General features: G+C 58.9%; 12 protein-coding genes. 8 read left to right on the plus strand and 4 right to left on the minus strand.

Annotation, left to right across the window (positions count from 1 at the left end):
* Nucleotides 1-35 precede the first annotated feature (35 nt).
* Genes aroC through IBT54_RS19680 form a run of 5 tightly spaced genes read left to right on the plus strand, consistent with a single transcriptional unit; the run spans nucleotide 36 to nucleotide 3,644 of the window.
* The gene (gene aroC / locus IBT54_RS19660; protein WP_013358608.1) at nucleotides 36-1,121 is read left to right on the plus strand and encodes a chorismate synthase; all 1,086 of its coding nucleotides are present in this window, start codon (nucleotides 36-38) and stop codon (nucleotides 1,119-1,121) included.
* A 4-nt stretch (nucleotides 1,122-1,125) separates the two neighbouring features.
* Complete coding sequence (gene mepA, locus IBT54_RS19665) at nucleotides 1,126-1,950, plus strand: penicillin-insensitive murein endopeptidase (RefSeq protein ID WP_098052724.1); 825 nt, start codon at nucleotides 1,126-1,128, stop codon at nucleotides 1,948-1,950.
* Nucleotides 1,951-1,958: 8 nt separating this feature from the next.
* Nucleotides 1,959-2,762: a sulfite exporter TauE/SafE family protein gene (locus IBT54_RS19670; protein ID WP_013358606.1), complete on the plus strand. Its 804-nt coding sequence runs from the start codon at nucleotides 1,959-1,961 to the stop codon at nucleotides 2,760-2,762.
* A gap of 19 nt (nucleotides 2,763-2,781) precedes the next feature.
* Nucleotides 2,782-3,327 carry an elongation factor P hydroxylase gene (locus IBT54_RS19675; protein ID WP_041457001.1) on the plus strand — a complete coding sequence of 182 codons (546 nt, stop codon included), beginning with the start codon at nucleotides 2,782-2,784 and terminating at the stop codon, nucleotides 3,325-3,327.
* A gap of 32 nt (nucleotides 3,328-3,359) precedes the next feature.
* Nucleotides 3,360-3,644, plus strand: coding sequence for a YfcL family protein (locus tag IBT54_RS19680; protein WP_201252790.1), 285 nt, complete (start codon nucleotides 3,360-3,362; stop codon nucleotides 3,642-3,644).
* A 33-nt stretch (nucleotides 3,645-3,677) separates the two neighbouring features.
* Here IBT54_RS19680 and mnmC read toward each other — a convergent pair whose 3' ends face one another.
* Nucleotides 3,678-5,684 carry a bifunctional tRNA (5-methylaminomethyl-2-thiouridine)(34)-methyltransferase MnmD/FAD-dependent 5-carboxymethylaminomethyl-2-thiouridine(34) oxidoreductase MnmC gene (mnmC, locus tag IBT54_RS19685; protein WP_195857816.1) on the minus strand — a complete coding sequence of 669 codons (2,007 nt, stop codon included), beginning with the start codon at nucleotides 5,682-5,684 and terminating at the stop codon, nucleotides 3,678-3,680.
* Between the two features lie 154 nt (nucleotides 5,685-5,838).
* Here mnmC and fabB point away from each other — a divergent pair, with 154 nt between their 5' ends.
* Nucleotides 5,839-7,059: a beta-ketoacyl-ACP synthase I gene (gene fabB, locus IBT54_RS19690; protein WP_033783746.1), complete on the plus strand. Its 1,221-nt coding sequence runs from the start codon at nucleotides 5,839-5,841 to the stop codon at nucleotides 7,057-7,059.
* Nucleotides 7,060-7,144: 85 nt separating this feature from the next.
* On the opposite strand, the gene IBT54_RS19695 is transcribed toward fabB, so the two are convergent.
* Nucleotides 7,145-8,569 carry a PLP-dependent aminotransferase family protein gene (locus IBT54_RS19695; RefSeq protein ID WP_201252791.1) on the minus strand — a complete coding sequence of 475 codons (1,425 nt, stop codon included), beginning with the start codon at nucleotides 8,567-8,569 and terminating at the stop codon, nucleotides 7,145-7,147.
* A gap of 87 nt (nucleotides 8,570-8,656) precedes the next feature.
* Between IBT54_RS19695 and IBT54_RS19700 the strand changes: the two genes are divergently transcribed.
* Complete coding sequence (locus IBT54_RS19700) at nucleotides 8,657-9,100, plus strand: rhodanese-like domain-containing protein (RefSeq protein ID WP_013358601.1); 444 nt, start codon at nucleotides 8,657-8,659, stop codon at nucleotides 9,098-9,100.
* 1 nt (nucleotide 9,101) lies between these two features.
* On the opposite strand, the gene flk is transcribed toward IBT54_RS19700, so the two are convergent.
* Nucleotides 9,102-10,148 carry a flagella biosynthesis regulator Flk gene (gene flk, locus IBT54_RS19705; RefSeq protein ID WP_201252792.1) on the minus strand — a complete coding sequence of 349 codons (1,047 nt, stop codon included), beginning with the start codon at nucleotides 10,146-10,148 and terminating at the stop codon, nucleotides 9,102-9,104.
* Nucleotides 10,149-10,361: 213 nt separating this feature from the next.
* Nucleotides 10,362-11,261, minus strand: coding sequence for a DMT family transporter (locus IBT54_RS19710; protein ID WP_013358599.1), 900 nt, complete (start codon nucleotides 11,259-11,261; stop codon nucleotides 10,362-10,364).
* Between the two features lie 108 nt (nucleotides 11,262-11,369).
* Here IBT54_RS19710 and IBT54_RS19715 point away from each other — a divergent pair, with 108 nt between their 5' ends.
* On the plus strand, nucleotides 11,370-12,149 hold the full coding sequence (locus IBT54_RS19715; protein WP_013358598.1) for a helix-turn-helix transcriptional regulator: 780 nt from the start codon (nucleotides 11,370-11,372) through the stop codon (nucleotides 12,147-12,149).
* Nucleotides 12,150-12,204 lie beyond the last annotated feature (55 nt).

The raw sequence follows: 12,204 nt of genomic DNA on the forward strand, positions 1-12,204 counted from the left end.
AAGCCTCGCCCGCCGAACTCTGACAAGGAAACAGCATGGCCGGAAACAGCATCGGGCAATTTTTTCGAGTAACGACCTTTGGCGAGTCCCACGGTCTGGCACTGGGCTGTATCGTTGACGGTGTGCCGCCAGGCATCCCGCTGACTGAAGCAGATATTCAGCATGACCTCGATCGCCGCCGTCCGGGCACGTCGCGCTATACCACGCAGCGCCGTGAGCCGGATCAGGTGAAAATTTTGTCCGGTGTCTTTGAGGGTGTGACCACCGGCACCTCGATCGGCCTGCTGATTGAGAACACCGATCAGCGCTCGCAGGATTACGGTGCCATCAAAGATCTCTTCCGTCCGGGCCATGCTGATTACACCTACGAGCAGAAATATGGTCAGCGCGACTATCGTGGCGGTGGTCGCTCATCGGCGCGTGAAACCGCGATGCGCGTGGCGGCTGGTGCGATTGCCAAGAAATATCTGCAGATGAAACACGGTGTCGTGGTACGTGGCTATCTGTCACAGATTGGTGATGTCGCCTGTGAGCTAAAAGACTGGAGCATCGTGGAAGAGAACCCGTTCTTCTGCCCGGATGCCGACAAGCTCGAGGCGCTGGATGAACTGATGCGCGGCCTGAAAAAAGAGGGCGACTCCATCGGTGCCAAAGTCACGGTTATGGCAGACAACGTGCCGCCAGGCCTGGGCGAGCCGGTCTTTGACCGACTGGATGCCGATCTGGCGCACGCGCTGATGAGTATCAATGCGGTGAAAGGCGTCGAAATTGGCGACGGCTTTGCGGTGGTTAACCAGCGCGGCAGTCAGCACCGTGACGAGATCCGCCACGATGGTTTCCAGAGCAACCACGCCGGCGGCATTCTGGGCGGCATCAGCAGCGGGCAGACCATCAGCGCTAATCTGGCGATGAAACCGACCTCCAGCATCACCGTGCCAGGTAAAACCATTACCCGCGACGGCGAAGAGGTGGAGATGATCACCAAAGGTCGCCACGATCCCTGCGTCGGGATCCGCGCTGTGCCGATCGCCGAAGCGATGATGGCGATCGTCCTGATGGATCATCTGCTGCGCCAGCGGGCGCAGAACGGTGACGTCAACAGCTCTGTACCGCGCTGGTGATGGCATGAAGGCTATTTTGCTTACGCTGAGTGCGCTGCTGATCAGCGCCTCCAGCCTGGCCGCAACGCCGTGGCAACAGATTCAGCAGCCGATCAGCGGCGCACCGCAGTCAATTGGTGGCTTTGCCAACGGCTGTATTGTCGGCGCGCAGGCACTGCCGCTGAATTCACCGCACTATCAGGTGATGCGTCAGGATCAGCGGCGCTTCTTTGGCCATCCCGATCTGATTCAGTTTATTCAGCGGCTCAGCACCCAGGTGCATAATCTGCAACTGGGTAACGTGCTGATTGGCGATATGGGCATGGCCGCAGGTGGGCGCTTCAGCAGCGGTCACGCCAGTCATCAGACCGGGCTGGATGTCGATATCTGGCTGCAACTGCCAAAAACACGCTGGAGCGCGCAGCAGCTGCTGAAGCCGCAGCCGCTGGATCTGGTCGGGCCGGGCGATAAGAATGTGATTGCGCGTCACTGGCAGCCGGAAATCGACAGCCTGATTAAACTGGCCGCAAAAGACGACGATGTTACGCGTATCTTCGTCAATCCGGCGATTAAAAAGCAGCTTTGTGCAGACGCGGGTAACGATCGCGACTGGCTGCGGAAAGTGCGCCCGTGGTTCGCGCATCGTGCCCACATGCATGTTCGGTTGCGCTGCCCGGCGGGCAGTATCGGCTGTGAAGATCAGCCCGCACCGCCGGCTGGCGATGGTTGTGGCGCCGAGTTGCAGAGCTGGTTCCTGCCGAAACAGCCTGGGTCAGGCGCACCGGTGAAACGTGAGCCGCCGCCATTACCGCCTGCCTGTCAGGCTCTGCTGGATAAACATCTACTGTAAGGGATTCCATGGAGTGGTTTGTTGTCAGCCCGCTACTGGTCGGGCTGCTGTTTTTAATCGCCATGCTGGCTGGTTTTATTGACTCCATCGCCGGTGGCGGGGGGTTACTGACGGTACCTTCACTGCTGGCAGCGGGCCTCTCTCCGGCGCAGGCGCTGGCGACCAATAAACTGCAATCGGTCGGCGGCTCGTTTTCCGCAAGCCTCTACTTTGTGCGGCGCGGTGCGGTCAATCTGAATGAGCAGTGGCTGAACATCGCCATGACGCTGCTGGGGTCCATTCTGGGCGCGATACTGATTCAGCGCCTGCAGGCTGACTTCCTGCGCCAGATGCTGCCGCTGTTTTTGATCGCGATTGGCCTGTGGTTCCTGCTGATGCCAAAACTGGGCGAAGTCGATCAGGCGCGCCGCCTTCATGGCCTGCCTTATGCGCTGGTGGGCGGCGGGGCAGTAGGATTTTATGACGGATTTTTCGGGCCGGGCGCAGGCTCGTTTTATGCGCTGGCTTTCGTTACCCTCTGCGGCTACAACCTGGCCAAAGCGACCGCGCATGCCAAGGTACTCAACTTCACCTCAAACATGGGCAGCCTGCTGTTCTTTATGTTCGGCGGCAAAGTGGTGTGGGGAACCGGTCTGATCATGATGCTCGGTGCCTTCTGTGGTGCGCGTCTGGGCGCACGGCTGGTGCTGAGCCGCGGACAGAAACTGATCCGCCCGATGGTGGTGATTGTTTCTGCCGTCATGAGCATTAAATTATTGTGGGATAGCCACGGCAGCGAAGTTATGGCCTGGCTTGCCACGCTGCATTCGTAACCTGAAACGCGATACCGTCATGAACCCGACCCATCATTATGAACAGCTGATCACGCTGTTTGATCGCTGCTTCAGCGATGAATTTCAGACCCGCCTGATTAAAGGCGACGATGAACCGATCTATCTTCCTGCTGATGCGGAGTCGCCGTGGAACCGTGTGGTCTTTGCCCACGGCTTTTACGCCAGCGCCCTGCATGAGATCTCTCACTGGTGCATTGCCGGTGAAGCACGCCGCAAACTGGTCGATTTTGGCTACTGGTACTGCCCGGATGGCCGCGATGCGCTGACCCAGAGTCAGTTTGAAGCGGTTGAAGTGAAGCCGCAGGCACTGGAGTGGATGTTTTGTATGGCGGCAGGCTTTCCCTTCAACGTGAGTTGTGACAATCTCGACGGAGATTGTGAGCCGGATCGCATTGCGTTCCAGCGTAAAGTGCATGCTCAGGTCATGAGCTATCTGACGTCGGGCATTCCCGACCGTCCCGCGCGTTTTATTACCGCTCTGGCGGAATTTTATGGCAGGCCTTCACTCACCGCGTCGCAGTTTCCCTGGCCGGACGATCTGTGATGCAGGAAGGCATTATTAATAGAGGAATTGAGATGATCGCAGAATTTGAAGCGCGTATTCTGGCCCTGATTGACGACATGGTCGAGCATGCCAGTGACGATGAGCTGTTCGCCAGCGGTTATCTGCGCGGGCATCTGACACTGGCTGTGGCCGAAGTGGAGCAACTGGGCGAACATACGCCAGAAGCGCTGCAGATTCAGGTCTCCCGCAGCCTGCAAAATGCCATTGCTGCCGGAGAACTTTCACCGCGCGACGAGGCATTAGTGGTCGGAATGTGGGACAATTTGTTTGTTCAGGCACGCCAGCTCTCCGCATAACGTTGCAGGGCGGCGTGCCGCCCTCAGCATCGGCTAAACTGCTTTTCCCTTCAGTAATTTCCTCACCCAGTAACGATTCGGATTAAGCGCTGCCAGCGTACTCGCGTCCAGCGGCTGCGGCTCGCCCGTCAGCTGGGCTGCCAGCACTTCGGCTGCCAGCGGCGCACTGCACAGGCCGCGCGATCCCAGCGCACCAAACAGATACAGGCCCGCCAGATCGGGCGCATCAGCGATATCGTGACTTGCGGCCAGCTGAGCCGGTAAATCAGCGTACTGCAGAAGCGTAGCGTCATAATCCGGCACGCCGCCCACCATCGGCAGGTGATCCCGCGTGGCGCAGCGCACACCCATTCTCGCCTCGCCGCTACTGACATCCACGCTCTCTGCCCAGCGACGGTCAGGCAGGCAATCCAGCAGTCGGCTGCGGTTCTCCTGCTGATCCTCTTCCCGGTAATCCATTGCGGTTTCGCCACGATGATAGCTGGCACCAATACAGTGGGTGCCGAACTGCGGGCTGACGGGCGTCAGATAGCCGTCGTAACAGAGCACGGTCTGCAGCGCGTCGAGGCCCGGGGTTGACGGAACATGGCTCACCTGACCGGCCACCGGATAGGTCGGCAGCGGGGCGCTCTGCGCAACGTCGGCCATCGCATGTCCGTTAGCCAGCACCACCGTCGGATGACGGACCGCCGGGCGATCGCTGAACGTCAGCGTCCAGTGATCATCATCCCGTGAAAGGCTGCTCACCCTGTGCAACCAGTGAATGCGTAAGCCCTGGGTTTCGCCATAAGCCAGCATCGCGCTGGTCAGCTCGGCCGGTGAGAGCCAGCCACCTTCAGGGTAGAAAATGCCGCTACAGCCATGGTCAACATTTGCCAGTTTCTCCGCCTCTGCGACATCCACGCCACGAGCGATGGATTCGGGCAAACCCATCGCCAGCATCTGATCAATCTTCTTACGGCTTTTCTCATCCCAGCCCAGTTGAAGCACGCCGCTCCAGTGATGCTCATAGGTGACGGTCAACTGATCGTAGAGCCGCCGGGCGAAGCTGAAGGCCGCCGGGAAAAAGGTGGCGAGCGCCGGGTCGTGCTGGTTGAGCAGCGGATAGAGCGCGCCCTGACGATTACCGGACGCGCCCAGCGCGGGGGCTTCGTCGGCACAGTAAAGGGTGACCCGCCAGCCGCGACGTAGCAGCGCCAGCGCTAAAGTGGCACTGGCGACGCCGCCGCCAATCAGGGCAATATCACGCTGCTCCGCAGATTGACGATGATACCAGGGCTGCGGGCTGGGTAACGGAGGCGCATCCTGCAATGGTCCGCACAGCATTTCGCGCTTCGGGCCAAATCCCTTGCGGCGGATGACGGTAAAGCCTGCCTCCTGCAGGCCGCGCCGGACGATGCCTGCGGCGGTAAAGGTTGCGAAGGTCCCTTGTGGACGCGCCAGCTTTGCCATCATGCCGAACAGTTCCGGCGTCCACATATCCGGGTTCTTCGACGGCGCGAAGCCATCCAGGAACCAGGCATCCACCTGACGATGCAGGCTCTCATCCAGCTCTCCCATCAGCTGGTTAATATCGCCGAGCCACAGGTCGAGCGTGATGCGTCCGCCGTCAAACAGCAGGCGCTGACAGCCGGGCAGGGCCGCAGGCCACTGCGCCTGCAGCGCTTCGGCCCAGGGAGCCAGTTCCGGCCAGTGCTGCTGCGCAGCAGCCAGGTCTTCACGGGTTAACGGAAACTTCTCAAAGCTGATGAAGTGCAGACGTTTTAACGTGGCATCGGGCCGTTCACGCTGAAACGCATCGAACGCCTGCCACAGCGTCAGAAAGTTGAGGCCGGTGCCAAATCCGCTTTCCGCCACGATCAGCAGATCGCGCGGATGCGCTGCAAAACGCCCGGGAAAACCGTTGCCCCCAAGGAAGACATAGCGTGTCTCTTCCAGACCATTGTCATTAGAGAAATAGACGTCACCAAACGCTCGGGAAACAGGTGTACCCTGTTCATTCCAGTTTAGCTGTGCATGTTCAACCGGGGTTAATTTCATGGTAAAGGCTCGTTTTTCAGGCAGTGGCGCGATTCTAGCGACCCACGTGACATGACGCAAATTTACAAAAGGAAATAGCTGATCGGACTTGTTCGGCGTACAAGTGTACGCTAGAGTGCATGCCAATTAAGAAGAAGTGGATGAGGAAGATTGAATGAAACGTGCTGTGATTACTGGCTTAGGGATCGTTTCCAGTATTGGTAATAACCAGCAAGAGGTGCTGTCATCTCTGCGTGAAGGACGCTCTGGCATCACCTTTTCTGAAGAGATGAAAGATTCCGGCATGCGTAGTCACGTCTGGGGTAACGTTAAATTAGATACCACCGGCCTCATCGATCGCAAAGTTGTGCGTTTTATGAGTGATGCGTCCATCTATGCTTATCTTTCCATGGAAGAAGCGATTAAAGATTCCGGCCTCACCACTGAAATGTATCAGAGCAACCCACGCGTGGGTCTGATTGCGGGTTCAGGCGGCGGTTCTCCACGCTTCCAGGTGTTTGGCGCGGATGCGATGCGCAGCCCACGCGGCCTGAAAGCGGTTGGCCCCTATGTGGTCACCAAAGCGATGGCCTCTGGCGTTTCTGCCTGCCTCGCCACGCCATTCAAAATTCATGGCGTAAACTACTCGATTAGCTCCGCCTGTGCCACCTCTGCGCACTGTATCGGTAATGCCGTTGAGCAGATTCAGCTCGGCAAACAGGATATCGTTTTTGCGGGCGGCGGCGAAGAGCTGTGCTGGGAAATGGCCTGTGAGTTCGACGCCATGGGCGCGCTCTCTACCCGTTACAACGACACGCCAGAGAAAGCGTCACGTACTTATGACAATGAGCGCGACGGCTTTGTTATCGCCGGTGGCGGCGGCATGGTGGTGGTTGAAGAGCTGGAGCATGCGCTGGCACGTGGTGCGCACATCTATGCCGAAATCGTTGGTTACGGTGCGACGTCAGACGGTGCAGATATGGTTGCCCCATCAGGTGAAGGCGCAGTGCGCTGCATGAAGATGGCGATGAACGGTGTCGATACGCCAATCGACTATCTGAACAGCCACGGAACCTCTACTCCGGTAGGTGATGTGAAAGAGCTGGGTGCGATTCGTGAAGTGTTTGGCGATAACACGCCTTACATTTCAGCGACTAAAGCGATGACCGGCCACTCACTGGGTGCCGCTGGTGTGCAGGAAGCGATCTACTCGCTGCTGATGCTGGAGCATGGTTTTATTGCGCCAAGCATCAACATCACCTCGCTGGACGCGGCTGCAACCGGTATGAACATCGTCACTGCGCCGATGGAAAAAGAGCTGACCACCGTGATGTCTAACAGCTTTGGTTTCGGCGGCACCAACGCCACCCTGACCATGCGTAAATATCAGGCATAATCATTACGTCAGTACGCTGAAGGGCCGGCTTGCCGGCCCTTTTTGTTTTTCAGCTCCTCTGCGTGACCTCGTTTACCCCTCGGTATTAAGCCTCCCGCAGCAGCAGCCGCAGCAAGGTATCGCATCCTGCCACAATCTCGTCAGGCGTCAGCGCGGCAAAGCCCAGTATCCAGCCTTGCTGCGACACTGATCCGGCATAGAGCGGACTGAGACGCGGCAGCAGCAAACCCTCTTGTGCCGCCAGCGCGGTTAAGCGCGCTTCATCCTTCTGCAATTTCACCGTCAGCTGTAATCCACCGCCGCTGGCTATCGGCGTGAGCCATGGCGAGAGCCGCTGCTCAATCTGCTCAAGTAACCGATCGCGACGGCTGCGATAGAGCTGACGCATCAGCCGCAGATGGCTGGCGAAATGTCCCTGCTGCAGGAAGGCGGCAGTGACGGCCTGTGGCAGCAGGGCGCTATGCCCATCGAGCACGCTGCGTGCCTGACCAACGGGCGTAATCAGCGCAGGCGGCACCACCATCCATGCCAGACGCAGAGAGGGAAAAAGCGACTTCGAGAAGGTGCCCAGCGTGATCACCCGCTGTTGGCGATCCAGTCCCTGCAGCGCAGGAACAGGCCGTTCGTCGTAATGAAACTCACTGTCGTAGTCATCTTCGATTAACCAGCACTGGTTGCGCTGCGCCCAGTCGAGCCATGCCAGACGCCGGGGCAGGCTGAGCGTGACGCCGGTTGGATAATGATGCGAGGGCGTCAGATACATCAGCTTCGGATTGCCGCTGGCAGGGATAGCACCTTCGGCATCGACCGCAATCCCGTGCACCTGTGCACCTGCGGCCATAAAGGCATTACGTGCTCCGGGATAGCCTGGTTCCTCCATCCATACCTCATCACCAGGATCGACGAACATCATCGCCAGCAACTGCAGCGCCTGTTGTGAACTGGTCAGAATGATGACCTGCCCCGGCTGGCACGTTACGCCTCGTGAGAGCGCCAGATAATCAGCGAGTGCGCTGCGCAACGGCAGATAGCCGCAGGGATCGCCATATCCCATTGCCGCGCTGCCCAGTGAACGCTGCACGCTGTTGCTCAGGCGCCGCCAGGTATCGTGAGGAAAAGCGCGTAACTCCGGTGAACCGGCGGCGAATGCGTGCGGAAAAGGGGGATCCTGACAGCCGCCGGTTGCCAGCACCTGCTGGCCCCGCGCCGAAAAGCGGGCGGGCTGAGGCCGTACCGGTGCGGATAGGGGACTGGCAGGGATAACGATAGCGACAAAAGTTCCTCGGCCGGTTTCGCGTCGCAGGTAGCCCTCACTCTCCAGCTGGCCGTAGGCCGCTTCTACCGTCACACGAGACACCTGCAGATCCTGCGCCAGCTGCCGGCTGGAGGGTAATTGCTGACCGGCGTGCAGATGGTGCCGGTTGATCGCCAGCCGCAGGGTAGAGCAGAGCCGCTCACGCACGCCGCCACTGGCCTGGTGCTGGAAAAGTTGTAACAGTGGTGAAGGCATATGGGTCTTAACCCTGCTGGATAATAGGTATCAGTAAGCAGTCCACTTTGCCGTAAACTGCGACTTCACCACAACAGGAGAATCGCTATGTCATCGGTTTTACAGATTCCGGCCGCCACGCCGCAGCAAAGCCTCGACTATCTGCAGGCAAAACTCGCTTATTACACCGACGCCTGGGATCTGGCGGAAGATCTGGCCCGTCAGGCACCAGAAATAGTGGTGATCGATGCCCGTGCGCCGGAGGCTTATCGCGCCGGGCATATCTGCGGTGCGATAAGCTTTCCGCATCGCGGGATGGACACCACCACGACGGCGCGGCTTGACCGCAGCAAAGTGTTTGTCACCTATTGTGACGGCATTGGCTGTAACGGGTCGACGAAAGCGGCCTGGAAACTGGCATCGCTGGGATTTCAGGTGAAGGAGTTAATTGGCGGGCTGGATTTCTGGAAACGTGACGGTCATCCGCTGACCTGGGGTGATGCAGCGGGCGAATGGCCTGCCGCCGCGCCCATAGCATCCTGCGGCTGCTGACTCAGAGTACCAGCCAGAGTAAAAGGGTGATGACCACCAGTGCGACAAAGAATCCCAGCAGGGGACGCTGCGCCAGCGGCTGTATCGCGGGCGGCAGCGATGCAACAAACGGTGACCAGATCGGCTGAGGTTTAATCTCGCTGGGTGCCAGCGGCTGCTCGAGAAGTTTTTCTGCCCGGTCAACGCGACGGCTGAACAGGAAGTTCAGCAGATCCTGCGTCTGTGCCGTGGTCAGAACCATCTGCGGCGTCGCCTGAAAACGCTGCTGGCTGTAATCCTCCAGCTGCTGCCGTTCCTGCTGATCGAGCGGCTGCTTCAGGGACGCTTCCAGCAGTTGCAGCGTCGGTGCACTGTGCTGACTCAGCGTCTGACGTACCTGCAGGTATTGTGTCAGCAGCGGGAAGTGGCGTGAGGGAATCGGGTCGCCGCTGGTCAGATTCACCAGTTTCAGCGCCGCCGACCACAGCTTACCGGTGGATTCGCCGGTGGCGGCGGCCAGACGCACCACCTGCTGATTCAGGGTATGGTGCTCGGCAGGCAGCAGCGTGCGATCGCTGACGCGGATCTGCTGCGGCTGGGGAATTGTCATCTGGCCGTTCTGCAGCATCGTCAGCACCTGGCGCAGCTGATCCTGGCTCAGCGCGCTCAGAACGGTCTGACCAAACTGCTGACGGATAAAATCGCTGACGGCCTGGCGGTTATTACCTTTCGGCAGCAGCTCGGTGAGCTGAGTCATCAGCTGGCGGGTGCCATGCCCGTTCTGCGCCTGCGTCAGGCGACTATTCAGATACTGTTCTGCCGCCGGAAAATGACGCGACTGTAACTCGGCTTCACTCTTTACACCCACTTCATGACGGACGCCCGCCCAGAGTTCAGGCGCTTTAAGATTGCTGAGCGATAAGATACGCACGATCAGGCGCTCTAGCGTCGTGCGCTGGGCAGGGGAGAGAGGTTGTTCGCCCGCCACAGAACCGTGACGGGGCACGCCGGTTTGCGGATTGACTGATGAACGATCGACCGGCGCACCGGGGCCGCTGAGAGGTTGCATGGCGGATTCCTTGGGAAAACAGAACAGCGTGGGGTGCGCCGGAAAACGAATAGGCCATGATAGCAAAACCCCCCGGGAAATCCCACGGGGGACTCGCGTTTCGGCGCGAGATTTACGCTTCAGTTGTGAACCTCAGCCGCCTTTATTTACTACTACCTTCAGCTGCATCTTTACTCACCGCAGCCATCTTCCGTCATCCGCAGAGGGTGCGATTCAGGATGGTGGCTGAGTTACCGGTTTATGCCGGGTTAAAGGTGTACGCAGCCGCTGCGCCAGTATCACACCGCCTAGCGTCAGACCCCCGCCAATCCAGTGGTAACTGTGCAGTTGCTCATGCAGAAACAGCACGGCGATCAACGCGGTGAACAGCGGCGTCAGATTCATAAAAATGCTGGTAGTGCTGGCCCCCAGGCGCTGCACGCCGTGGATCCATAAAAAGGGCGCGATGATGGAGGCGAACAGTCCGGCAAATGCCACCAGTGGCAGGTTATGCCAGTTTAGCGACACGTCTGGTGCCAGTAAAAAGCCGGGCAGCAACAGCAGTACGCCAAATACGATCTGCACATAGAGACTCTGCCAGATTGGCAGTGGCAGCGCCCAGCGTTTCGTCAGGACGCCATACAGCGCATAAGAGGTGGAAGCGGCCAGCATCATCAGTTCACCTTTTCCCATGCCGTGATTCAGCAGTTGCATCACGTCACCCTCACTGACCAGCCACACCAGCCCGCAAAAAGAGATGACACTGCCGAGCAGGATACCGAGCGTTGGCGCAATTCGCAGGATAACCACGCTCAGCAGTACGGTGAGCAGCGGGATCAGCGCGCCGATAATGCCCATAAAGAGCGCGCTGACGCTGTGCGCCGCGTAATAGGCGAGGCTCTGATAGAGCACCATGCCGAGCAGCCCAAGGATCGCCAGCCGCCAGAGGTGCGGTCTGATGATCTTACGCATGCGCCACACCCCAGGCAGCACAAAGGGGGTCAGCACCAGCAGCGCCAGCAGCCAGCGATAGAAGGAGATCGCTGCCGGATCGATCGCACTGGCCGACAGTTTGCTGACAATTGAGTTGATCGACCAGATCATCACCGCAAAGAGTGGGTACAGGAAAAACATGCTGACTCTCCATACATCATCACACACCATTAATGAGGCGCAGTGTACGCTTGTCCGGATTTATCCAGATAGTTAATATCGGACAAAATGAGCAAATGAGCGGACAGAATGAGCCTGAAAGTGACCTACCAGCCGCCAGTGAATGCACCGCAGCTACGCTACTTTATGCGCTATGAACAGGCCAATGCCCGCACCGAATATCTGCCACATTCACATGCCTGGGGCCAGCTGATCATGGTGAAAAGTCACGTGCTGGAGATGCAGGTCGAGGGCGAGCGCTTGCTGACGCCCGCCGACATTCCGGTCTGGATCCCGCCAGGTCAGTTGCACAGTAGCTATAACCATCGTCAGGCGCAGTTCCGCACCTTTAATCTGGCGGCCTCGCTCTGCGCCGATTTACCCCGGCGCGCCTGTCTGATGCTGGTGGATCCCATTGCACACGCCATCATGGACGATTTCGCTGAGCAGCAAATCGAGCAACCCGCAACGGATGCGCAGTGGCGGCTGTGCGAGGTGTTGCGCGATCGCCTGCAGGTGGCGCAGGTGCAGGAGAGCTATCTGCCCACCTCGCAGGATAAATTTCTCGCACCGGTGTTACATGCACTGGAAGCGCATCCTGGCGATAACACCACGCTGGCGGGCTGGGCGGCGCGGGTCTTTACCACCGAACGGACGCTGGCGCGGCGCTGCCAGCAGCATCTGCATATGACATTTGGTGAGTGGCGGCAGCGCCTGCGGTTTCTGCGCGCCATCGTGCTGCTGGAGCAGGGAGAAAGCGTACAGAGTATCGCCCATGAGCTGGGATACAGTTCCGCCTCGGCGCTGATTGTGATGTTCCAGCAACAGGCAGGCACCACGCCCGATCGCTACCGTGCGCGGTTAGGCTAACGCGTCGCTTTGTGCCAGAATAATTGCCTCACATGTAACAGACAGGAAAGCCGTG

Source organism: Pantoea sp. S62, from assembly GCF_016658625.1.
Lineage (GTDB): Bacteria > Pseudomonadota > Gammaproteobacteria > Enterobacterales > Enterobacteriaceae > Pantoea > Pantoea vagans.

Bases quoted from the DNA above. Each gene is read 5' to 3' on its own strand.
- aroC (WP_013358608.1), top strand. From the start codon at position 36: ATGGCCGGAAACAGCATCGGGCAATTTTTTCGAGTAACGACCTTTGGC.
- flk (WP_201252792.1), bottom strand. From the start codon at position 10,148: ATGCAACCTCTCAGCGGCCCCGGTGCGCCGGTCGATCGTTCATCAGTC.
- mnmC (WP_195857816.1), bottom strand. From the start codon at position 5,684: ATGAAATTAACCCCGGTTGAACATGCACAGCTAAACTGGAATGAACAG.
- mepA (WP_098052724.1), top strand. From the start codon at position 1,126: ATGAAGGCTATTTTGCTTACGCTGAGTGCGCTGCTGATCAGCGCCTCC.
- IBT54_RS19670 (WP_013358606.1), top strand. From the start codon at position 1,959: ATGGAGTGGTTTGTTGTCAGCCCGCTACTGGTCGGGCTGCTGTTTTTA.
- IBT54_RS19715 (WP_013358598.1), top strand. From the start codon at position 11,370: ATGAGCCTGAAAGTGACCTACCAGCCGCCAGTGAATGCACCGCAGCTA.
- IBT54_RS19695 (WP_201252791.1), bottom strand. From the start codon at position 8,569: ATGCCTTCACCACTGTTACAACTTTTCCAGCACCAGGCCAGTGGCGGC.
- IBT54_RS19710 (WP_013358599.1), bottom strand. From the start codon at position 11,261: ATGTTTTTCCTGTACCCACTCTTTGCGGTGATGATCTGGTCGATCAAC.
- IBT54_RS19680 (WP_201252790.1), top strand. From the start codon at position 3,360: ATGATCGCAGAATTTGAAGCGCGTATTCTGGCCCTGATTGACGACATG.
- fabB (WP_033783746.1), top strand. From the start codon at position 5,839: ATGAAACGTGCTGTGATTACTGGCTTAGGGATCGTTTCCAGTATTGGT.
- IBT54_RS19700 (WP_013358601.1), top strand. From the start codon at position 8,657: ATGTCATCGGTTTTACAGATTCCGGCCGCCACGCCGCAGCAAAGCCTC.
- IBT54_RS19675 (WP_041457001.1), top strand. From the start codon at position 2,782: ATGAACCCGACCCATCATTATGAACAGCTGATCACGCTGTTTGATCGC.